General features: G+C 71.1%; 20 protein-coding genes. 9 read left to right on the plus strand and 11 right to left on the minus strand.

What is annotated here, in order from left to right:
• Window positions 1-288: 288 nt before the first annotated feature.
• The 3 genes from ACWEK3_RS37215 to ACWEK3_RS37225 form a co-directional block, all read right to left on the minus strand.
• Entirely contained in the window at window positions 289-537 is a 249-nt protein-coding gene (locus ACWEK3_RS37215) for a hypothetical protein (RefSeq protein ID WP_361413084.1), read from the minus strand.
• A 127-nt stretch (window positions 538-664) separates the two neighbouring features.
• Complete coding sequence (locus ACWEK3_RS37220) at window positions 665-1,168, minus strand: sigma factor-like helix-turn-helix DNA-binding protein (RefSeq protein ID WP_390723167.1); 504 nt, start codon at window positions 1,166-1,168, stop codon at window positions 665-667.
• 154 nt (window positions 1,169-1,322) lie between these two features.
• Window positions 1,323-1,820 carry a MarR family winged helix-turn-helix transcriptional regulator gene (locus tag ACWEK3_RS37225; protein WP_453251761.1) on the minus strand — a complete coding sequence of 166 codons (498 nt, stop codon included), beginning with the start codon at window positions 1,818-1,820 and terminating at the stop codon, window positions 1,323-1,325.
• Window positions 1,821-1,981: 161 nt separating this feature from the next.
• Between ACWEK3_RS37225 and ilvA the strand changes: the two genes are divergently transcribed.
• From ilvA to ACWEK3_RS37240, 3 genes are all read left to right on the plus strand, one after another.
• A complete protein-coding gene (gene ilvA / locus ACWEK3_RS37230; RefSeq protein WP_453251742.1) occupies window positions 1,982-3,211 on the plus strand; it encodes a threonine ammonia-lyase in 1,230 nt (409 codons plus the stop codon).
• 222 nt (window positions 3,212-3,433) lie between these two features.
• Entirely contained in the window at window positions 3,434-4,453 is a 1,020-nt protein-coding gene (locus ACWEK3_RS37235; protein ID WP_453251743.1) for an ATP-binding cassette domain-containing protein, read from the plus strand.
• Entirely contained in the window at window positions 4,450-5,304 is an 855-nt protein-coding gene (locus tag ACWEK3_RS37240) for an ABC transporter permease (protein ID WP_450546684.1), read from the plus strand. The genes ACWEK3_RS37235 and ACWEK3_RS37240 overlap by 4 nt, the downstream gene beginning before the upstream one ends.
• A 125-nt stretch (window positions 5,305-5,429) precedes the next feature.
• Here the strand turns inward: ACWEK3_RS37240 and greA are convergent, their stop codons facing one another.
• Window positions 5,430-5,927 (minus strand): transcription elongation factor GreA, encoded by a 498-nt coding sequence (gene greA / locus ACWEK3_RS37245; RefSeq protein ID WP_453251744.1) that lies wholly within the window; start codon window positions 5,925-5,927, stop codon window positions 5,430-5,432.
• A gap of 176 nt (window positions 5,928-6,103) precedes the next feature.
• Window positions 6,104-6,502: a DUF4307 domain-containing protein gene (locus ACWEK3_RS37250; RefSeq protein ID WP_450546686.1), complete on the minus strand. Its 399-nt coding sequence runs from the start codon at window positions 6,500-6,502 to the stop codon at window positions 6,104-6,106.
• 224 nt (window positions 6,503-6,726) lie between these two features.
• On the opposite strand from ACWEK3_RS37250, the gene mca reads away from it, so the two are divergent.
• Together mca and ACWEK3_RS37260 are read left to right on the plus strand one after the other, a co-directional pair.
• Entirely contained in the window at window positions 6,727-7,584 is an 858-nt protein-coding gene (gene mca / locus ACWEK3_RS37255) for a mycothiol conjugate amidase Mca (protein WP_453251762.1), read from the plus strand.
• A 6-nt stretch (window positions 7,585-7,590) separates the two neighbouring features.
• Window positions 7,591-7,836: a hypothetical protein gene (locus tag ACWEK3_RS37260; protein WP_453251745.1), complete on the plus strand. Its 246-nt coding sequence runs from the start codon at window positions 7,591-7,593 to the stop codon at window positions 7,834-7,836.
• A gap of 23 nt (window positions 7,837-7,859) precedes the next feature.
• Here ACWEK3_RS37260 and ACWEK3_RS37265 read toward each other — a convergent pair whose 3' ends face one another.
• A complete protein-coding gene (locus tag ACWEK3_RS37265) occupies window positions 7,860-11,063 on the minus strand; it encodes a tetratricopeptide repeat protein (RefSeq protein ID WP_453251746.1) in 3,204 nt (1,067 codons plus the stop codon).
• 194 nt (window positions 11,064-11,257) lie between these two features.
• Here ACWEK3_RS37265 and ACWEK3_RS37270 point away from each other — a divergent pair, with 194 nt between their 5' ends.
• The gene (locus tag ACWEK3_RS37270) at window positions 11,258-13,291 is read left to right on the plus strand and encodes a thioredoxin domain-containing protein (RefSeq protein ID WP_453251747.1); all 2,034 of its coding nucleotides are present in this window, start codon (window positions 11,258-11,260) and stop codon (window positions 13,289-13,291) included.
• 39 nt (window positions 13,292-13,330) lie between these two features.
• Here the strand turns inward: ACWEK3_RS37270 and ACWEK3_RS37275 are convergent, their stop codons facing one another.
• The 4 genes from ACWEK3_RS37275 to trhA all read right to left on the minus strand — a co-directional run bounded on the left by ACWEK3_RS37275 (window position 13,331) and on the right by trhA (window position 17,185).
• Complete coding sequence (locus ACWEK3_RS37275; protein ID WP_390874000.1) at window positions 13,331-14,062, minus strand: Mut7-C RNAse domain-containing protein; 732 nt, start codon at window positions 14,060-14,062, stop codon at window positions 13,331-13,333.
• 34 nt (window positions 14,063-14,096) lie between these two features.
• On the minus strand, window positions 14,097-14,726 hold the full coding sequence (locus tag ACWEK3_RS37280) for a TetR/AcrR family transcriptional regulator (protein ID WP_450546689.1): 630 nt from the start codon (window positions 14,724-14,726) through the stop codon (window positions 14,097-14,099).
• 23 nt (window positions 14,727-14,749) lie between these two features.
• On the minus strand, window positions 14,750-16,306 hold the full coding sequence (locus ACWEK3_RS37285; RefSeq protein ID WP_453251748.1) for an MFS transporter: 1,557 nt from the start codon (window positions 16,304-16,306) through the stop codon (window positions 14,750-14,752).
• 165 nt (window positions 16,307-16,471) lie between these two features.
• Entirely contained in the window at window positions 16,472-17,185 is a 714-nt protein-coding gene (trhA, locus tag ACWEK3_RS37290; protein WP_453251749.1) for a PAQR family membrane homeostasis protein TrhA, read from the minus strand.
• A gap of 288 nt (window positions 17,186-17,473) precedes the next feature.
• Here trhA and ACWEK3_RS37295 point away from each other — a divergent pair, with 288 nt between their 5' ends.
• The 3 genes from ACWEK3_RS37295 (at window position 17,474) to rfbC (ending at window position 21,157) form a co-directional block, all read left to right on the plus strand.
• Complete coding sequence (locus ACWEK3_RS37295; RefSeq protein WP_450546692.1) at window positions 17,474-19,321, plus strand: phosphoenolpyruvate carboxykinase (GTP); 1,848 nt, start codon at window positions 17,474-17,476, stop codon at window positions 19,319-19,321.
• A 266-nt stretch (window positions 19,322-19,587) separates the two neighbouring features.
• Window positions 19,588-20,532 (plus strand): glucose-1-phosphate thymidylyltransferase RfbA, encoded by a 945-nt coding sequence (gene rfbA, locus ACWEK3_RS37300; protein WP_453251750.1) that lies wholly within the window; start codon window positions 19,588-19,590, stop codon window positions 20,530-20,532.
• A 25-nt stretch (window positions 20,533-20,557) separates the two neighbouring features.
• The gene (rfbC, locus tag ACWEK3_RS37305) at window positions 20,558-21,157 is read left to right on the plus strand and encodes a dTDP-4-dehydrorhamnose 3,5-epimerase (protein ID WP_453251751.1); all 600 of its coding nucleotides are present in this window, start codon (window positions 20,558-20,560) and stop codon (window positions 21,155-21,157) included.
• Window positions 21,158-21,430: 273 nt separating this feature from the next.
• On the opposite strand, the gene ACWEK3_RS37310 is transcribed toward rfbC, so the two are convergent.
• On the minus strand, window positions 21,431-22,065 hold a 635-nt coding region (locus ACWEK3_RS37310; protein WP_453251752.1), incomplete at its 5' end, for a hypothetical protein.

Genomic DNA, 22,065 nt, shown 5'->3' on the forward strand with positions numbered 1-22,065 from the left:
CAGCTACAAAGCCACCACGAGTATCAACATCCTCGTACTCGCAAGCCCTTGACAGCCTGGCCCAGCCACAAACTTCACGGCCTTGCGGCTAGTGCCCCGACAGGCTACGTTCGCCCCGTCGCGACGCCCGGCACGCCCTCTCGCCGCACCGGCCGCAAGCCCGAGTACGTCCAGTACGAGGACTTCCGGCCGGCACTCCCCCAAGCTCTTCGAGCAGGGGGTACCCCCAGAGCGCGCACCGGACGCCGCTCCTTCACGGGCAAACGTTGCCTGCCGCGGCACTAGAGGTCACCAGCCGGTCACGGGTGGAGTCGTCTGCGACGGCGGCTCCACCCACGGGCGAGCCGTCAGCGCCCACACCGTGAAGGCGACGGCCGCCGCGGCCAGTACCAGCCACATCAAGCGGCGGGCGGCCGTGCGGCGGCGCAGCATCCGTCCCCCGCGGCGCACGGCCTCCTCGTACAGCTCTGTGGGCACCTGCGGCGGACGCTGCTCCAGGATCCGCCGTACGGCCGCCTCCCGTTCGAGCCCGTTCACGGCCGCCTCCACTCGTCCGGTCGTTCCTGCAGGCTGCACAGGGCGCACAGGCCACTCGCGTTGCATGCACCTCTCTGGCCACATGGGCTCCGCAAGTCGCACACGCCGCTCACGCGTCTCGTTCCACTCACGACGCTGCCGCCTCGGCGTCGCCGACCGCCGGTGCCGGGCTCACCGGAGTGCGGGTGAGCGTGGTGATCGCGCGGTCGCAGATGGCGCGGACGCGGTCCGTGGGCAGGCCCAGCAGGGCGGCCGCCTGTTCCTCGGCCACCCCCTCGTACAGCCTGAGGACGATGATCAGGCGCTCCTGGGGAGTGAGCGCGGCCAAGGCGCCGGGTGGCCTCCGGCGGGCGCGGCCCGGACCCCCGCGCTGGTGCCACGCCTCGCGGGCGAAGCGGGCGGCCAGATGCCGGCGGGCGTGGTTGTACGGGTCCTCGCCGCGCAGCCGGTCCCAGCACGCGTACGTGTGCGCCAGGGCGAGGGTCAGCAGGCGTCGCGCGCGCGGGTTGTCGCCGGGCGCCTCGGCGGTGAGCAGCGTGGCGGCATGCAGCAGCCGCCCGGCCGCGCCCGCGACGAACGCCTCGAACTCCCGGGCCCGGCGAGCCCCTTGGGCCGCCTGCCGTTCTCGCACCGCACCTCCCCCCAAGGGCGACCGTGACCGAGGGACCCGTTCTCGTACGCCTCCTGAACCGCGTACGACGAGGGCCCGGTCTCATATGAGGGGAGGGACCGGCCGTCGGTCAAGAGCCGCGTTCACACCCGTCGGCCCGCGCCCGGTCGCGGCTCTACGACGCCGAGGGCGAGTCCGTCTGCGGTATGCACTGGCGGGCGGAGAGGGCGTCGTTGAAGCGGGTCAGCAGTGAGCAGAAGGCTTCGCGCTCCGCCGGCTCCCAGTCCTGGGTCAGCTCGGCCATCAGCTGCCGCCTGGACGAGCGGACCTCCTCCAGCCGCGACAGCCCGCGCGGGGAGAGCTGGAGTACCACGGCGCGCCCGTCCTCGGGGTGCGAGGTGCGCTTGACGAGGCCGGTGTCGACGAGCGGCGCCACCTGACGGGTGACGGTGGAGGAGTCGATGCCCATGCTCGCGGCGAGCGCCTTGACGCCCATCGGGCCCTCTTTGTCGAGGCGGTTGAGCAGCAGGTACGCGGCGCGGTCCATGGAGTTGCGCACCTGTCCGACGCCGCCGAGTCGGGTCTGCTCGGCCCGGCGTGCGAAGACCGCCACCTCGTGCTGGAGGGTGTCGAGCAGACCGGTGTCACCGCCGGTCGTCATGTCCGTCGACATGTCGGGTGTTGTGGGCATGGCCGGGGGCTCACTTCTGGAGAGCTGCTGGGTTGGGGGACAGGTTACGCGGCCGGGGGGCAAGTCGTACCGGCACTGCGCTATCCGGTCTCGGAGGATGGTCACAACGGCGTCCGCGGCCCGTGAACTGCGAGACTTGAGGCATGAGCTACAGCACGGCCGGCTCCCCCTGGCCCGTCACCCTGGACGATGTGCGCGGCGCGCAGAAGATGCTCTCCGGGGTGGCGCGGGTGACCGCGATGGAGGGCAGCAGGTACCTGTCCGACCTGGTGGGCGCGCCAGTGCACCTGAAGTGCGAGAACCTCCAGCGGACGGGTTCGTTCAAGCTGCGCGGCGCCTACGTCCGGATCGCGGGGCTGCTGCCCGAGGAGCGTGCCGCCGGGGTGGTGGCCGCGAGCGCCGGCAACCACGCGCAGGGCGTCGCGCTGGCGTCGTCCCTGCTCGGGGTGCACTCCACGGTGTTCATGCCGAAGGGCGCCCCGCTGCCGAAGATCAGCGCCACGCAGGACTACGGCGCCGAGGTGTGCCTGCACGGCCAGGTGGTCGACGAGACGCTGGCCGCCGCCCAGGAGTACGCGGCCCGGACGGGCGCGGTGTTCATCCACCCGTTCGACCACCCCGACATCATCGCGGGCCAGGGCACGGTGGGCCTGGAGATCCTGGAGCAGTGCCCGCAGGTGCGCACGATCGTCGTCGGTATCGGCGGCGGCGGGCTCGCGGCCGGAATCGCGGTGGCGGTGAAGTCGCTGCGGCCGGACGTGCGGATCATCGGCGTGCAGGCGGCGGGCTCGGCCGCGTACCCGCCCTCGCTGGCGGCGGGCCGCCCGGTGACGGTCGGCACTCCGGCGACGATGGCCGACGGCATCAGAGTCGGCCGGCCGGGCGACGTACCGTTCGGGATCCTGCGCGAACTGCTGGACGAGGTGCGCACGGTCACCGAGGACGAGTTGTCCGCCGCGCTGCTGCTGTGCCTGGAGCGGGCCAAGCTGGTGGTCGAGCCGGCCGGGGTGAGCCCGGTCGCCGCGCTGCTGGGCTCTTCGGGCCCCGTGGCCGGCCCGGTGGTGGCGGTGCTGTCCGGCGGGAACGTCGATCCGGTGCTGCTCCAGCGGGTGCTGCGGTACGGCATGGCCGCGCAGGGCCGCTATCTGGCGGTCAGCCTGCGGCTGACCGACCGGCCGGGCGCGCTCGCCACGCTGCTGGGCGTGCTGTCGGCGGTCGACGCCAACGTCCTCGACGTCAGCCACGTCCGGACCGACCCCCGGCTCGGGCTCGCGGAGGCCGAGGTGGAGCTGCACCTGGAGACGAAGGGGCCGGCGCACTGCGCCGAGGTCGGCCAGGCCCTGCGCGAGGCCGGCTACACGGTCATCGACTGATCCCGCCCTCCGCCGGGCGGGCGGATGGCGGGCGGAACACGGAGGTCATCAGCTCTTCATCACTCGTTCGAGTAAATCCGTTGAGTGGACGCGATACATCGCGTTATGGTGTGTCGTGTTCGCGGGGCGGCCTGCCCGGACGTGACGCGGCGAAAATTCCCAGCGAAACAACACCTGCCTCTCTAGGCTTTTCCGACCATCCCCGACGACGCGGAGACTCACATGCCAGGCGCCATCTATGCCGAAGGTCTGGTGAAGACCTTCGGCGACGTAAGGGCTCTGGACGGCGTCGACCTCGACGTCCCCGAGGGCACGGTGCTGGGACTGCTCGGGCCCAATGGCGCGGGCAAGACCACCACCGTCCGCTGTCTGACCACGCTGCTGCGACCCGACAGCGGCAAGGCCGTCGTCGCGGGTCTCGACGTCCTCAAGCAGCCCAACGAGGTGCGGCGGTCGATCGGCCTGTCCGGCCAGTTCGCCGCGGTCGACGAGTATCTGACCGGCCGCGAGAACCTCGAGATGGTCGGCCGGCTGTACCAGATGAGGGCCGCGGCGGCGAAGACCAGGGCGGGGGAGCTGCTGGAGCAGTTCAACCTCGCCGACGCCGCGGACCGGCCCGCGAAGACCTACTCCGGAGGCATGCGCCGCCGGCTCGACCTGGCGGCGGCGCTCGTCGTCTCCCCGCCGGTGATGTTCATGGACGAGCCGACGACCGGCCTCGACCCGCGCAACCGCCAGCAGCTGTGGGAGGTCATCAAGCAGCTGGTCTCCGGCGGCACCACCCTGCTGCTCACCACGCAGTACCTGGAGGAGGCCGACCACCTGGCGCACGAGATTGCGGTGGTCGACCACGGCCGGGTCATCGCCCGCGGCACCTCCGACCAGCTCAAGGCCCGCACCGGCGGCGAGCGCGTCGAGGTCGTGGTCCACCAGCGCGAGCACATCCCCACCGCCGCCGAGGTGCTGCGGGGCTTCGGCAAGGGCGACACCACCGTCGAGGATCACACTCGCAAGATCACCACGCCCGTCACCGGCGGTGCGAAGCTCCTGGCCGAGATCATCCGGGAGCTGGACACCCGCGGCATCGAGATCGACGACATCGGTCTGCGCCGCCCGACCCTCGACGACGTGTTCCTGTCCCTCACCGGCCATGTGGCCGAGGCCGAGGGTGAGAACGGCACGAGCGGCGCCCAGGGCGCCGACGCCAGAGACCGCCGGCGCAAGAAGGAGACCGTCAAGTGAGTGCCGCCACCGACAGTGCGCGGATCGCGCCGCCCGGCAACGCCCTGGCCCAGTCCGTCCGTGACTCGATGGTCGTCGCCAAGCGCAATCTGATCCGCATGACCCGGATCCCCGAGATGCTTATCTTTGGGCTGATCCAGCCGATTATGTTCGTGGTGCTGTTCAGCTATGTGTTCGGCGGCTCGATCAGCGTCCCGGGTGCGGGCCTCAGCCCCACCGGATACCGCGAGTTCCTGATGGCGGGCATCTTCGCGCAGACCGTCACGTTCGCCACAGCCGGAGCCGGCGCGGGGATCGCCGACGACATGCACAAGGGCCTCATCGACAGGTTCCGCTCGCTGCCCATGGCCCGCGGCGCGGTCCTCACCGGCCGCACCCTCGCCGACCTGGTGCAGACGGCACTGACCCTGGTGGTCCTCGCGGTCGTCGCCGTCCTGGTCGGCTGGCGCACGCACGAGAACTTCGGCAAGGTGCTGGTCGGATTCGGTCTGCTGCTCCTGCTCGGCTACGCGTTCTCGTGGATCGGCGCGCTGATCGGCCTGTCCGTACGCACCCCCGAGGCGGCCACCTCCGGCGGCCTGATCTGGCTGTTCCCGCTGACATTCATCTCGAATGCGTTCGTGCCGTCGGAGAACATGCCCTCGTTCTTGCAGACCATCGCGAACTGGAACCCGTTCAGTGCCACTGTGCAGGCATGCCGCCAGCTATTCGGCAACCTCCCGGCGGGATATCCGGTGCCGGACGCCTGGCCCATGCAGCACCCGGTGTGGGCATCGTTGCTGTGGTCCGTGCTGATTGTCGTGGCGTTCCGCACCCTGGCGGTACGCAAGTACCGCTCGGCCACGGCCTGAGCGCGGGCGACGGCGGAGCCGGCCCTCCGATGTTCCGGACATGACGAATGGTCTGGACATGACGAAGCCCCCGGTGCTCACGCGGAGCGCCGGGGGCTTCGCCGGAAGGCGGTGCGGTGCGGGACTCAGCCGCCGTACGGCTCGGCCTTGAGGATCTTCACCGAGGCGATCTTGCCGTTCGGCAGCTCGTAATCCGCGTCCTCGCCGACCTTGTGGCCCATCACGCCGGAGCCCAGCGGGGACTGCGGCGAGTAGGTCTCGATCTCGGCGCTCGCGTACTCCCGCGAGGCCAGCAGGAAGGTCAGGGTGTCGTCCTCGTCGCCGTCGAAGGCGATCGTGACCACCATGCCCGGCGCGACCGCACCGTCCGCGGCAGGCGGCTCGCCCACCTGGGCGGTCTCCAGGAGCTGGGTCAGCTGGCGCACGCGGAGCTCCTGCTTGCCCTGCTCCTCCTTGGCCGCGTGGTACCCGCCGTTCTCGCGCAGGTCGCCCTCCTCGCGCGCGGCCGCGATCTTGGCGGCGATCTCCGTGCGCGCAGGACCAGTAAGGTGCGCAAGCTCGTCCTTGAGCTTGTTGTACGCCTCCTGGGTCAGCCAGGTGACGTTCTCGCTGGTCTGGGTCACAGGTGCTCCTCGTCGGTGCTGGGAATACAAAGCATCGCCCTACCCAGAAGAATGTTCCCTCATGGGTGGGCGAAACCACGAGCCTAACAATTCCGGGCTCAAAGGGGGAGGACATAAGCCGTGAGACCTGCGTCAGCGCAGGTCAGCGACCAACTATTCCGGTCGACGCCGACGCGTCACCCGCTGCTGCAGCCCAGCAGCTCGGCCGTCGTGCCCCGGGCCGTCGTCCGCAGGGTGAGCACCTTGTCGATCTGCGAGGCGTGCTCGTCGAAGCGGAAGTCCGCCCGTCCGACCTCGGAGCCGTCGGCCGCCTGCGAGCGCAGCGTGCAGTAGCCGCGGGCGCCGGCGTCCTTGTGGACCTCCAGATGGATCCGCACGGAGTCGTCCGACGTCTGGAAGGCGATGACCTGCGCACTGATCTTGTTCTGGCCGACGTAGTGGTAGGCGAAGTAGCCGATCAGGGCGAGCAGGGCCGCGCCCAGGACGGCACCGGCGATTTTGAGCTTGTGGTCGGCGCGCCCGTCCGGGGAGCGGCCGTAGCGCCCCTCGGGCAGCCGGGTGCTCACCGTGCTCATGATCGTCCTCTCGGCCGGTGCGGGACGGGCGTCCCGCGGGGGGCTTCCGGAGCCGGACCCCGGAATTATTCGCCCCCCGATTCGGTCACTATAGAAGCCCCCGCCCGACCGACCGACCGCCACCCCGGACCGATCTCCCCGCGGGACGGCACCCCGTTGACTGCCCGCCGAGCCGGGCACCGACTTGACCTGAGGACTGAGCCTTGACTGACCAGCTGCGACTGATGGCCGTGCACGCGCACCCCGACGACGAGTCGAGCAAGGGCGCGGCCACCATGGCCAAGTACGTTTCCGAGGGGGTGGACGTGCTGGTGGTGACCTGCACGGGCGGAGAGCGCGGCTCCATCCTCAATCCCAAGCTCCAGGGCGACAAGTACATCGAGGAGAACATCCACGAGGTGCGCCGCAAGGAGATGGAGGAGGCCCGCGAAATCCTCGGGGTGAGCCAGGACTGGCTCGGCTTCGTCGACTCCGGCCTGCCCGAGGGCGACCCGCTGCCGCCGCTGCCCGAGGGCTGCTTCGCTCTGGAGGACCTCGACAAGGCGGCCGGCGAGCTGGTCCGCCGGATCCGCTCCTTCCGTCCCCAGGTGATCACCACCTACGACGAGAACGGCGGCTACCCGCACCCCGACCACATCATGACCCACAAGATCTCGATGGTGGCCTTCGAGGGCGCCGCGGACGCCGAGAAGTACCCGGAGGCGGAGTACGGCCCGGCCTACCAGCCGCTGAAGCTGTACTACAACCAGGGCTTCAACCGCCTGCGCACCGAGGCGCTGCACCAGGCCCTGCTCGACCGCGGCCTGGAGTCCCCCTACGGCGAGTGGCTCAAGCGCTGGGACGACTCGGGCCACAAGGAGCGCACGCTCACCACGCACGTCCCCTGCGCCGACTTCTTCGAGATCCGCGACAAGGCGCTGATCGCCCACGCCACGCAGATCGACCCCGACGGCGGCTGGTTCCGGGTGCCGATGGAGGTCCAGAAGGAGGTCTGGCCGACGGAGGAGTACGAGCTCGCGAAGTCGCTCGTCGACACCTCGCTCCCGGAGGACGACCTCTTTGCGGGCGTCCGGCAGCTGTGAGGGACAATGCCTGACATGAGTGCAAGCGTGAGCCTGGCAATGACGCACCTGGTAACCCTCGCCGAGTTCGACAAGAACAAGGTCACCCCCGGCGTCCTCGGCTTCGTCGTCTTCGCGGTGATGGCCCTCGTGGTCTGGGGCCTGATGAAGTCCATGAACCGCCACATGGGCAGGGTCGACTTCAAGGAGGCCCCGGACCCCGCCGCGCGGCCCGGTGCCGCCTCCGGCGAGGCCAAGGCCGAGCGGGGCTGACACCCGGGCGGGCGGTGCCGCCCTCAGCTCTCGCCGTCCGGCACCGCCACCCCCATCACCTCCCGCGCGTGCCGCTCGGGCACCATGCCCAGGCGCCAGGCCTGCCAGCCCGCCTCCAGGCTCACACCGCGCTCCAGGAGGAGCCGGTAGGCCTCGACGTAGTCGTTCAGCTTCGCGTCGCGCAGCGGATGGCCGCCGCGGGCGAGCTGGGCCAGTTCCTCCTGGGCCACGGCCGTGCCGACCTCCGTACCGCCGGGGGCCGCGTACGGCAGCAGGGTGCAGCGCAGGAACCTGGCCCAGTCCTCACCGCGGCGGTCGCCGTAGGAGGCGAACAGGGCCAGCGCCTCGTCGCACAGGGACAGCGCCTGCTGGGTGCGCGCGTTCCCGGCGTCCACGACGGCCAGCTCCAGACACGTCCACGCCTCGCCGTGCGCGACGCCGATGCGCTGGAAGTCGGCGCGGGCGTCGACGAGGAGCTGGCGGGCGAAACCGGAGTTGCGCAGTGACCCGGTCTGCGCCGCCCGCTGGTCCCGGGTGACCCGGGCCGAGTGATGCCGGGCGCAGGCCAGCCCGTACACGTCCCGCATCCGGGAGAACATGGTGCGGGCGCGCTCCAGCTCGCGCACCGCCTGGTCGAGCCCGCCGGTCTCCTCCAGCGCCTGACCGAGGTAGTACAGCGTCCACGCCTCGCCGCGCGCGTCCTCGTTGTCCCGGTGCCGTGCCGCCGCCTGCCGCAGCTCCTCCACCGCCTCGGCCGTGTCGCCGGCCACCAGCCGGGCCCGGGCCAGCTGGGTGAGGGCCCAGGCCTCGCCGCGGGCGTCCTGGGTGCGGCGGTAGCGGTCCAGCGCCTGGCGCAGGTCCGCCTCGGCGCGCTCCACGTCGCCCCTGCGCAGCGCGAGCTGGCCCAGCTGGAAGTGGGCCCACGCCTCACCGTGCACCGACCCGCCCTCCCGGTGCAGCACCAGCGACCGGGTCAGCAGCTCCAGCGCCTCCGCCAGATGCGCCCGGTCCCGCTCCACCGCCGCCAGCGCGTGCATCGTCCAGGCGCGGTCGGTCGCCAGCTCGGGCGCCGCCTGAAGGTCGAGGGCCTCCCGCAGCCGGGCCGCCGCCTCCGTCAGGTTGCCCTGGTGGTGCAGCGTGATGCCGAGCGAGTTCAGCGCGCGGGCCGCGCCCGCGTCGTGGTGGGCCTCCCGGTAGAGGTCGACGACCGAGGCCAGCGTGGTACGCGCCTTGTCCAGCTCGCCGAGCTGGCGGGCCGCGATACCGGTACGCCACTGCACCGACCGGACCAGCAGCCCCTGGTCGACGGCCTGGGTCAGCTCGCTGATCTCCCCCAGCCGGTACAGGTCGCCGCGCAGCAGGCAGTAGTCGCACAGGGCGCCGAGCAGGTTCAGCACGGTTCCCTGGTTCACGCCCTCCGCCTGCCTGAGGGCCGCCGTGATGAAGCTCGACTCGTCGTCCAGCCAGCGCAGCGCCTCGTCCAGGGAGGTGAAGCCGTGCGGGCTGAAGCGGTCCGAGCGGGTCGACATGTTCCCGTCGACCAGGCGCAGCACCGAGTCGGCCAGCTCGGCGTAGTTCTCGATCAGCCGCTCCTGCGCCGCCGTCCGCTCGGCGGGGCTCTCCTCGTCCAGCAGACGCGCGTGCGCGAAGGCCCGCACCAGGTCGTGCAGCCGGTAGCGGTTGCCCCGCACATGGTCGATCAGGCCCGCCCGGGCGAGGGCCGCCAGGTGCCGGTTCGCCTCCGCCTCGTCCACGGCCAGCAGCGCGGCCGCCGCCGCGCCGCCCATCGAGGCGCGACCGGCCAGGGCGAGCCGCCTCAGCAGCCTGCGGGCCTGCTCCGACTGGTCGGTGTAGCGCAGCCACAGCGCCCGTTCCACCGGTTCCACCGGGCCGTACGCGCCCAGATCCGTGGCCAGTTGACGCGGTGAGCGCGGGCCGAGACAGGAGCCCGCGATCCGCAGCGCCAGCGGCAGCCCGCCGCACAACCGCCCGATCCGGTCGGTGGACTCCGCGTCGTAGGGCCCCGAGCTGTCCTGTGCGGCGGCGGTCAGCAGCTCCTCCGCGCCTACCGCGTCCAGGGCCCGGACGGGCAGCTGGTGCACCCAGGCCGGCAGGTCGGCGGGCAGCCGGAGCGGCTCGCGGGCGGTGACCAGGACCAGGCTGTCGGACCGCTCGGGGATCAGGGCGCGGACCTGCTCGGCGTCCGAGGCGTCGTCCAGCACGATCGTGACCGGCAGCCCCGTCAGATGCTGGTGGTACAGCTCGCCCAGCCGTTTGAGCTGCTGCTCGGGGGAGGAGCGTTCGCGGAACAGCAGTTGCTCGCGGGGCGCGCCGAGCCGGTTGAGCAGGTGCAGCAGGGCGTCGCGGGTGGGCAGCGGCGGCTCGTCCTGGCTGCCGCCGCGCAGGTCGACCACGACCGCGCCCCGGAACTGGTCCCTCAGATCGTGGGCCGCGCGCACGGCCAGCGTGCTGCGGCCGGAGCCCGGCGCTCCGTGCAGGACCACGACGGTCGGCCGGGTCTGGGTGGACGCGCGGGCCGCCTGCACCCACTGCCGGATCCGTGCCATCTCCTCCCGCCGCCCCGCGAACACGTCCTCCGAGTCGGGCAGGTGACCGAACGACTGCTCGAGGACACTGCGTCTGCGGGCCGCCGCGCTCTTGTCCGTGCCGCGCAGCCGGGGCGCCGCCTTCTTCGGAGTGGTGGACGCGCTCAGCACACGCTGCTGGTCGAGGAACGGGCGGATGCCGCGCACCTCCAGCGCGGTCAGCCACTGCAACCGCAGCTGCTCCGGACCGCCGGGCTGGCCGGCCGCCCCGGCCCGGCGGTGGGCGGCGGGCAGATGGGTGGCGGTCACCTTCACGACGGTGGCGGCGGCGCCCACCACCCCGACGGTGACGCCCGCGCCGACGGCGGTGCCGCCGTCGGTGCCCAGCGCCAGGTCGGCCACGATGGCGGCGAGTCCCGCGACTCCCGCGACGAGCAGGGGAGTTCCGCCGCCCTCGCGCGCGTAGCGCTGGGCGAACGTGAGCTGCCCGGCCCCCGACTCGTCCAGCGCCCGCGTGTAGGCCTCGTACTCCTCCGCCGCGGTCTCGGCCATGGTGTCCAGCGCGCCGCGCGCCCGGGACAGCAGCACACTTCCGTCCACCCGGCCGCCCGAGCGGCGAACCTCCTCCTCCACGGCCCGAGTCAGCAGCCGCTCGGCGTCCGCCCGATGGCCATCCCGCATGTCCCGTCCCCCTCTGGCGCCAACTCCCTTTCCTACGAGTGTCCTTCGGGTCGGCCGGGAGCGCGAGGGGGCGGCGATCACCGATGGCCCCGATCGGGTGCCGACCGCCCGGATAGGAGGGCGGGGCCACACGAGGAGTCGCGGGTCGATCACCATCCGCGTCCGGCGGGGCCGGGTGAGGCAGGATGGAGGGTATGGCGAACCGACTGGCCCACGAGACGTCCCCGTACCTGCTCCAGCACGCCGACAACCCGGTCGACTGGTGGCCGTGGTCGGCGGAGGCCTTCGAGGAGGCCCGACGGCGCGATGTCCCCGTGCTGCTGAGCGTCGGGTACAGCAGCTGCCACTGGTGCCATGTCATGGCGCACGAATCCTTCGAGGACCCGGCCACCGCCGCCTTCCTCGACGAGCACTTCGTCAGCGTCAAGGTGGACCGCGAGGAGCGCCCCGACGTCGACGCCGTGTACATGGAGGCCGTGCAGGCCGCCACCGGGCAGGGCGGGTGGCCGATGACCGTGTTCCTCACGCCCGACGCCGAGCCGTTCTACTTCGGCACCTACTTCCCGCCCGAGTCCCGGCACGGCATGCCCTCCTTCGGGCAGGTCCTCGAAGGGGTGCGGCAGGCCTGGCAGACCCGGCGGGAGGAAGTCGCCGACGTCGCCGGGAAGATCGTGCGGGACCTCGCGCAGCGGGAGATCGACTACGGCGCCGCGCGACCCCCCGGCGAGGAGGACCTGGCGCAGGCGCTGCTCGCGCTGACCCGGGAGTACGACGCGAAGCGCGGCGGGTTCGGCGCGGCGCCGAAGTTCCCGCCGTCGATGGTGATCGAGTTCCTGCTGCGGCACCACGCCCGCACCGGCTCCGAGGGCGCCCTCCAGATGGCGGCGGACACCTGCGAGCGGATGGCCCGCGGCGGCATCCACGACCAGCTCGGCGGCGGCTTCGCCCGGTACTCCGTCGACCGCGACTGGGTGGTGCCGCACTTCGAGAAGATGCTGTACGACAACGCCCTGCTGTGCCGGGTCTACGCTCACCTGTGGCGGGCCACCGGCTCCGATTTCGCCCGCCGGGTCGCCCTCGCGACCGCCGACTTCATGGTGCGCGAACTGCGCACCGCCGAAGGAGGGTTCGCCTCGGCCCTGGACGCCGACAGCGACGACGGCACGGGCCGGCACGTCGAGGGCGCCTACTACGTCTGGACCCCCGCCCAGCTGCGTGAGGCCCTCGGCGCCGAGGACGCCGAACTCGCCGCCCGCTGTTTCGGCGTGACCGAGGAAGGCACCTTCGAACACGGCTCCTCCGTCCTGCAACTCCCCGTTCAAGAGGGCGTTTTCGACGCCGACCGGGTCGAGTCCGTCCGGCGCCGGCTGCTGGCGAAGAGGGCCGAGCGCCCGGCGCCCGGCCGGGACGACAAGGTCGTCGCCGCCTGGAACGGGCTGGCGATCGCCGCCCTCGCCGAGACCGGCGCCTACTTCGACCGCCCGGACCTGATCGAGGCCGCCGTCGGCGCCGCCGACCTCCTGGTCCGGCTGCACATGGACGAGCACGCGGGGCTGTGCCGTACCAGCAAGGACGGCCGGGCCGGAGCCAACGCCGGAGTGCTGGAGGACTACGCCGACGTCGCCGAGGGCTTCCTCGCCCTCGCCTCCGTGACCGGCGAGGGCGTCTGGCTGGAGTTCGCCGGGCTGCTCCTCGGGCATGTGCTCACCCGGTTCGCCGACCCGGAGTCGGGCGCCCTCTACGACACGGCCGCCGATGCCGAGCAGTTGATCCGCCGGCCCCAGGACCCCACCGACAACGCCACCCCCTCCGGCTGGTCGGCGGCCGCCGGCGCCCTGCTCGGCTACGCCGCCCACACGGGTTCCGAGGTCCACCGCACCGCCGCCGAGCGGGCGTTGGGCGTGGTGAGCGCGCTCGGCCCGCGCGTTCCGCGCTTCATCGGCTGGGGCCTCGCCGTCGCCGAGGCCCTGCTGGACGGTCCGCGCGAGGTCGCGGTCGTCGGCCCGTCCCTCGACGACAAGGCGGCCAAGGCCCTGCACCGTACGGCACTTCTGGGCACCGCCCCCGGCGCGGTCGTCGCGTACGGCACCCCGGAGAGCGAGGAGTTCCCGCTGCTCGCCGACCGCCCCCTCGCCCACGGCGAGCCGACCGCCTACGTCTGCCGCAACTTCACCTGCGACGCCCCCACGACCGACCCGGACCGCCTGCGCACCGCACTGGGCGGCTGAGCCGGGCCCGGACGCCGGCCCTGGGACGGGCCCCGGACGTCAGCTCCGGTCGGCGTACCCGGCCAGGGCGCGTTCCACGATGGCCTCCAGCTGGTCGTGGTGGGCGCCCTTCCAGTAGGCGCGGCCGCAGTCGCCGCAGCGGGCGAAGACGTCGTACGTGCGATGAGTGCCGTGCTCGAGCTGCTCGGCCACCTCGTCCTTCGTGGCGTCCCGCAGCAGGCCGTTGCAGGCGGTGCAGCGGGTCCAGGGGCGCAGCTCGGGGCGGAAGCGGTCGAGGACGTCGTGGAGTTGGTCGTCCGGGCGGGTGCTGTAGACGTAGGCGCCCGCCCACAGTTCACGGCGGCGCAGCAGGCCGCGGTCGCGGCTGAGCATGACCCGCTTCTCGGCGGCCGAGCGGGCGGCGAGCGCGGGGTCGCCGATGTCGGTGGACTCGTAGGCCGTGTCGACGCCCAGCAGGCGCAGCCGGCGGGCGAGGGTGCCCAGGTGCACGTCGAGGAGGAAGCGCAGGGGAGCGCCGGGGACGTGCTGGGGCCGGGCGACGGCGCGCACCTGGACCGTCTCGTCCGCCCGCGGCACGTGCGACACCGGCACCTCACGGCCGTCCACCACCAGCGCGCCGACCTCGGTGAGCGGCACGCCCAGGGACTCCACGACGTGGCCGAGCGTCGAGACGCCGTCCGTGACGACCGCGGTGGCGCCGCGGCGCCGGGCGTGCGGGACGAACAGGTGCAGGCCGGGGGCGAACCCGACGTGGATCTCGGGACCGTTCACCCCGACAGGATGGCACGGGTGCGAGGCCGCGGGCTCACGGATTTCCGGTGGGCAGACCGTGTTCCAGGACGTCCATGGCCTGGTCCATGAGGTCGCTCAGCTCGCCCCTGCACCCGTTCTCGGCCCAGTACAGGGAGACCTCCATCAGGCCGCCCATGAGGGACATGGCGAAGACCCGCACCTCCAGGCTGTCCTGGTCCAGGCCGGTGCGGGCCGCGATGGCCTGGCGGATGAGCAGGCCGGCTTCCGACATGCTCTCCATCATCCGGGCGCGGACCGCGGGAACCTCGACGCCCAGCCGGGCGCGCAGCCGGGACACCTCGGGCTCGTCGGTCATTCCCAGCGCAAGGGCCTTGTGCATCACATGCCGGAGGGAGTCCATCCACGGCTCGTCCACGGGCCGGGCCCGCAGCTCCTCCAGCATGATCTCGTCGTACTCGTCCGTGAGGACGATGTCCTCCTTGGTCGGGAAGTAACGGAAGACGGTCGACGGCGACACCTCGGCGCGGTCGGCGATCTGCTCGATCGTCGTGGCGTCGTACCCCTGCTCCTCGATCAGCGCGTACGTCGCCGTACGGATCGCCTGCCGGGTCTTGAGCTTCTTGCGTTCCCTCAGCCCCATCGGGGGGCGGTCGGCTGGGGTCGTGGTACGTGCGGCCGTCATGAAGGTCATTGTCCGGCATAGGGTCAGGGTCGGGCCATGGCCGGGTCCTCCTCCGGCTCGGCCCGCCGTACGGCGCCCTGGGCGGCGCCCGGCAGGAACGCGGCCGCCAGCATCGCCGCCACCACCGAGGCGATCCCGCCCACCAGCAGCACCAGGCCCATGCCGTGCACGTACGCCGCGTTCGCGGAGGCCGCCAGCTGCGCCGAGCCCGTCCTCTCGGCGACCAGGTGGGCCGCGACCACGGACTGCCCGGCGGTGTGCGCGGTCTCGGCGGGCAGCCCGGTGACGTCGAGCCGGTGCCGGAAGGCGCTCGCCAGGAGGCTGCCGAGCAGGGCGATGCCGACCGCGCCGCCGACCTGGCGCAGCGTCATCAGCAGACCGGATCCGCTGCCCGCCCGGTCGGCGGGCAGGGCGGCCAGCGCCCCGTCCATGGCCGGGACGACGGAGAAACCGAAGCCGACACCGGCGATCGACAGCCACAGGGCGGTGAAGCCGTAGCCGGACTCCACGGTCGTACGGCTGCCCAGCAGCGCGGCGAAGGCGAGCACCACCAGTCCCGCGGCGACCACGGCCCGCGGTCCGAACCGGGCGACGACCGGCTGCGCGCCCTTCGCGGCGACCAGCAGCCCGCCCATCATGGGCAGCAGCCGCACACCGGTGCCGAGCGCGTCGTGGCCGAGCACGGCCTGGAGGTAGGGCGGCAGCACGAACATCAGGCCACTCAGCACGAACATCACCAGGGTCGCGGCGATCACGTTGAACAGGAAGCCGCGCCGGGCGAGCAGCGTCATGTCGAGCATGGGGCGGGCCTCGCGGCGCTCCCGCAGCACGAGCCCGGCCAGGAGGACGGCGGCCGCGGTGAACGCGGCGAGCACCAGCGGGTCGCCCCAGCCGCGGTCGGGCGCCTCGATGATCGCGTAGACGAGCGCGCCGAGGCCGGTCGCGGTGAACGCCGTGGACAGCGCGCCGACCTTCGGGGAGGCCGGATCGCGGGTCTCGGGGAGCAGCAGGAGGCAGGCCGCGACGCCGAGGCCGGCCATGGGCACGTTGATGAGGAAGACCGAGCCCCACCAGAAGTGGTTCAGCAGCCAGCCGCCGATGATCGGGCCGAGCGGCAGGCCGAGCGCCGAGGCGGCCGAGATGACGCCGACGGCCTTGGCGCGCTCCTCGGGCCCGAACATCGAGGGCAGCACGGACAGCGCCAGCGGCATGACGAGTGCCGCGCCGACGCCCATGACCGCACGGGCAACAATCACCCCGCCGACGTCGCCGGTCAGGGCGCCCACCACGGAACCGGCGAGGAAGACCGCGAGCCCGGCGATCAGCATCAGCCGCCGTCCGAACCGGTCGCCGAGGAGTCCCGCGGGGAGCATCAGCGCGGCGAAGACGACGACGTACGCGTCCGCCATCCACTGCTGCTGCCCGGTCGAGGCGCCGAGCTCCCTCGCCATGGTCGGCAGAGCGACGTTGAGGATCGTCATGTCGAAGCCGAGCACCAGCATGCTCGCGACCAGGGCCGCGAGGGCCCACCAGCGGCGGGGATCGCGCCGCACGTCTTCGGCGTGGGTGAGAGTAGCCATGAAATGAAAGTAGCTCTTAAAATCGAGTCTCTGTCAATCTGTATCGACTGCCGAATATGTCCCGGCCTCCTTCCGGCGCTGTCCGGCTCCTCCGGGGTTTTCGGGCACACGGAAACGGCCACGGCTCGGGTGAGCCGTGGCCGGGTGGGGGAGGGGTGTGAGGCGTTACGCGTGCTGGTAGGCCACCAGCGAGATGCCCACGTAGTGCACCACGAAGGCGGCCAGCGTGAAGCTGTGGAAGACCTCGTGGAAGCCGAACCAGCGCGGTGACGGGTTCGGCCGCTTGATGCCGTAGACGACGCCGCCCGCGCTGTAGAGGAGCCCGCCGACGACGACCAGGACCAGGACGGCGATGCCGCCGGTGCGCAGGAAGTCCGGCAGGAAGAAGACGGCCGCCCAGCCCATCGCGATGTAGCAGGGGGTGTAGAGCCAGCGCGGGGCGCCGACCCAGAAGACGCGGAAGACGATGCCGGCGGCGGCCGCGACCCATATGCCCCACAGCAGCCACTGCCCCTTGGCGCTGGGCAGGAGCAGCAGGGTGAGCGGTGTGTACGTGCCCGCGATGATCAGGAAGATGTTCGCGTGGTCGAGCCTGCGCAGCACGCCGCCCATGCGCGGTCCCCAGTTGCCCCGGTGGTACAGCGCGCTCACACCGAAGAGCAGGCAGGCGGTGAGGACGTAGATCCCGCAGGCGATGCGTCCGCGGGTGGAACCGGCCAGCGCGGTGAGTGCGAGCCCCGCGACGAGTACGGCCGGGAACATGCCGAGATGCAGCCAGCCGCGCAGCTTCGGCTTGACCTGGTGCGGCAGGGAGGGCGCGACGGGACCGCGGCCGGCGACCGGCTCGTCCAGGGGCGCGTCGGAGGCGGACGCAGTCATGCGCGCATCGTACCTACGGCACCGTAAGTCGTGAATCAGTGCCGGACGGTGAGCACCGGCGAACGGGCCGAACGCAAAAAGACCTTCAGTCGAATCCAACGTGGACGCAAAGAATCGCGGGAATCGTGGCATTACTCACGTCGCTCACCTGTGACGCCCCCTGGACAGATGGGCGCTCTCGTCGGATGATCAAATGAGTGCGGTCGGCACCGGATGAGCGGCTACGAAGCATCCGGGTCGCAGCCCCCACGGGGCGACAAGACAAAAACCCCTCATTTAGGAGCGATCGTGGCGCGCGACATCGCGGCTCCCCCCGTCATCCCCACCCACCACAAGGAACTGATCTCGTGGGTCAATGAGATCGCCGAACTGACGCAGCCGGACAGCGTGGTCTGGTGTGACGGATCCGAGGCCGAGTACGAGCGACTGTGCGAGGAGCTCGTCCAGAAGGGCACCTTCCGGAAACTCGACCCGATCAAGCGCCCCAACTCCTACTACGCGGCGTCGGACCCGTCCGACGTGGCCCGCGTGGAGGACCGGACGTTCATCTGTTCCGAGAAGGAGGAGGACGCGGGTCCGACCAACCACTGGAAGGCGCCCGCCGAGATGCGGGAGATCTTCCAGGGGGCGGACGACAAGGGAGGGATCTTCCGCGGCTCGATGAAGGGCCGGACGATGTACGTCGTCCCGTTCTGCATGGGCCCGCTGGGCTCGCCGCTGTCCGCGGTCGGCGTCGAGATCACCGACTCCGCCTATGTCGCGGTGTCCATGCGCACCATGACCCGCATGGGACAGCCGGTGCTGGACGAGCTCGGTGACGACGGCTTCTTCGTCAAGGCCGTCCACACCCTGGGCGCCCCGCTGGAGCAGGGCCAGGAGGACGTCCCGTGGCCGTGCAACTCCACCAAGTACATCTCGCACTTCCCCGAGACCCGCGAGATCTGGTCCTACGGCTCGGGCTACGGCGGCAACGCGCTGCTCGGCAAGAAGTGCTACGCCCTGCGCATCGCCTCCGTCATGGCGCGCGACGAGGGCTGGCTGGCCGAGCACATGCTGATCCTCAAGCTCACCCCGCCCACCGGTGAGGCCAAGTACGTCGCCGCCGCCTTCCCGAGCGCCTGCGGCAAGACCAACCTCGCCATGCTGGAGCCGACGATCTCCGGCTGGACCGTCGAGACCATCGGTGACGACATCGCGTGGATGCGGTTCGGCGAGGACGGCCGGCTGTACGCGATCAACCCCGAGGCCGGCTTCTTCGGCGTCGCGCCCGGCACCGGCGAGCACACCAACGCCAACGCCATGAAGACGCTGTGGGGCAACTCGGTCTTCACCAACGTCGCCCTCACCGACGACGGCGACGTGTGGTGGGAGGGCATGACGGAGGAGACCCCGGCGCACCTCACCGACTGGAAGGGCAACTCCTGGACCCCCGCGTCCGAGACGCCCGCCGCCCACCCCAACGCCCGCTTCACCACGCCCGCCGCGCAGTGCCCGATCATCGCGCCGGAGTGGGAGGACCCCAAGGGCGTGCCGATCTCGGCGATCCTCTTCGGCGGCCGCCGCGCCTCCGCGGTGCCGCTGGTGACGGAGTCCTTCGACTGGAACCACGGCGTCTTCCTCGGCGCCAACGTCGCCTCCGAGAAGACGGCCGCCGCCGAGGGCAAGGTCGGCGAGCTGCGCCGCGACCCGTTCGCCATGCTGCCGTTCTGCGGCTACAACATGGGCGACTACATGGGCCACTGGATAGAGGTCGGCAAGGCCGCCGAGCAGCGTGACGGCGACCAGTCCAAGCTGCCGAAGATCTACTACGTCAACTGGTTCCGCAAGAACGACGAGGGCAAGTTCGTCTGGCCCGGCTTCGGCGAGAACAGCCGCGTCCTGAAGTGGATCGTGGAGCGCCTGGACGGTACGGCCGAGGGCGTCGAGACCCCGATCGGCGTCCTGCCGACCAAGGCGGCGCTGGACACGGACGGCCTCGAACTGTCTGAGTCCGACCTGGAGTTCCTGCTCACGGTCGACAAGGACGTGTGGCGCGAGGAGGCCGGCCTGGTCCCCGAGCACCTGAACACCTTCGGCGACCACACGCCCAAGGAGCTGTGGGACCAGTACCGCTCGCTCGTCGAGCGCCTGGGCTGACGCGGTCCTCGACCCACCCCCTCCTGACCCCCGCGGCCGGCTGACCGACCTGCCCTGACCTGCAACGTCGCCCGGCCGGCCGCGGCGACACCCCCGAAGAGGCCGGGTGCGCACAACGGCGTGCGCACCCGGCCTCTTCGGCGTGCGCGCGTGTGCGCGCGGCGATCGGGCCCGTGTGCGCGGCGGTGTGCGGGCACGTCCGGCGCAGACGCGGCAAGCCGCGCCCAAAAAGCCGCATTCATGGGCAATTCACCTATGGTGATGCCATGCGCGGAATCCTGTTGGCCGGGGGCACCGGCTCGCGACTGTGGCCGTTGACCCGCACGGTGTCGAAGCAGCTGCTGCCGGTCTTCGACAAACCCATGATCTATTACCCGCTTTCCACACTGGTGATGGCCGGAATCCGGGAGGTTCTGATCATCACCACTCCGGAAGACCGGCAGCAATTCCACCGATTGCTCGGCGACGGAAGTCAACTCGGCCTGCGATTCACGTACATGGCGCAAGAGCGCCCGGAAGGAATCGCCCAGGCTTTCCTGCTGGGGGCCGACTTCATCGGCGACGAGCCGGTCTCCCTGATCCTGGGCGACAACATCTTCCACGGCAGCGGCCTCGGCTCCCGGCTCACCCGCAACGTGGAACTGAAAGGCGGCCGGGTATTCGCCTACCCGGTGGCCAACCCCTCGGCCTACGGCGTCGTGGAGTTCGACGAACTCGGTCGGGCGCTGTCCATCGAGGAGAAACCGGCCCGGCCCAGGTCCCGGTACGCCGTGCCCGGTCTGTACTTCTACGACAATCAGGTCGTTGACATCGCCCGGAGCCTGCGGCCCAGCGCCCGGGGCGAGTTGGAGATCACCGACCTCAACCGCGTCTATCTGGACTCCGGGAGCCTGCACGTCGTCCGGCTCGACCGCGGCACCGCCTGGCTGGACACGGGGACCTTCGCCTCCATGGTCCAGGCCTCGGAGTACGTCCGTGTGGTCGAGGAACGCCAGGGCTTCAAGATCGGCTGCGTCGAGGAGGCGGCCTGGCGGGCCGGCCTGATCGGCGACGCCCGGCTCCACGAACTGGCCCAGCCGCTGCTCAAGAGCGGATACGGCCACTATCTGCTGGGCCTGTTGGAGGACCCCCGGTCCGTCGTCATGCCCCAGCCGGGCAGCGGATCGCGCCGGGAAGAACTGCTGCCAACCGGGCCGGGCGTTCCCGCGTGACGGCCGGCGGAAAGGAGTTGTGCGCGTGAGACCGCTTCGCATCGAAGGGGCCTGGATGGAAACACCCCAGGTTTTCACGGACGACAGAGGGCGATTCCACGAGTGGTTCAAGGGCGAGGGGTTCCAGGAGTCCACCGGCCAGGGACTCCGGCTCGCTCAGGCAAACTGCTCGCGCTCCGTTCGAGGTACTGTCCGCGGTATTCACTTCGCGTCGGTCCCGCCCGGGCAGGCCAAGTACGTCACCTGCGTCAGTGGCGCGATCCTCGACGTCGTGGTCGACATTCGCACCGGCTCCCCGAGTTTCGGGGAATGGGAGGCGGTTCGGCTCGATGACACGACGCACCGCAGTGTCTATCTTTCGGAGGGACTTGGCCACGCCTTCATGGCGCTGGAGGGCAACTCCACGGTCGTATATCTGTGTTCACAGGGATATGCGCCGCAACGTGAGTACGGCATCAACCCGCTCGACCCGAGGTTGGCCATTGACTGGCCCGAGGCCGTCGCCATGCGGCTTTCCGAAAAGGACGCCGCGGCACCCACGCTGGACGAAGCCGAGAGGCAGGGCCTGCTGCCTTCCTTCGAGGACTGCCGCGGCTATCGCAGTGGGCTCGTGGGCAGCGCCTGAGGCAGGCGTGTCTCGCGAATTCGCACGCGCCACGAAACCGAAGCCGGAAACGATATCGGTTGAGGCTGCTCGGGTGATTTGCCCAGCCCGCTGTGGGTTGGCTTCGCAAATTCCCGGCCGCGGTGAGCAAAGAATGTTCTAGTCCGTGGCCAATGGCACGTGACACGCATGCGAACGAAGCGCACCAAGTGCGCGCGCTTGCGGTTTGGTCCCTCCCAGTTGCTGAGGAAGGTTCTCTTGAACCGTAGAACGATCCGAAGTTCACGCTTGAGGTCAGCCACACTGGTGTCGGCGAGCGCGCTTGCCATGGCGCTCAACGTCGCCCCGAGTACCGTCGCCATCGCCGACGCGATCGAGAGATCCAACGCTCGTACGGCCGTGGCGACGGACGATCCGAACGACGTAAGAACCATCGAGGGGCACCGCAACGACCGGGGTCCGCGAGGTCACCAGGGTCCGAGGGGCCATGACGGCAAGCATGGCCACGACGGCAAGCGAGGTCCGCAGGGCCCACAGGGAAAGCCGGGTCCGCAGGGTCCGCAGGGTCCGCAGGGTAAGCAGGGTCCGCAGGGCCCACAGGGCCCACAGGGCAAGAAGGGTCACCAGGGTCCGCAGGGCCCACAGGGCAAGAAGGGGCAACAGGGCGCTCAGGGTAACCAGGGCGCGCAGGGTAACCAGGGCGCGCAGGGCCAGGGCTTCCAGGGCGCTCAGGGCTTCCAGGGCAACCAGGGCGCACAGGGCAACCAGGGTAACCAGGGCGCGCAGGGCCAGGGTAACCAGGGTGCTCAGGGCTTCCAGGGCAACCAGGGCCCGCAGGGCTTCCAGGGCCACCAGGGTGCTCAGGGTAACCAGGGCAACCAGGGTGAGCAGGGTAACCAGGGCTTCCAGGGCCACCAGGGTGCTCAGGG

It is taken from the genome of Streptomyces sp. NPDC004721, assembly GCF_053601495.1.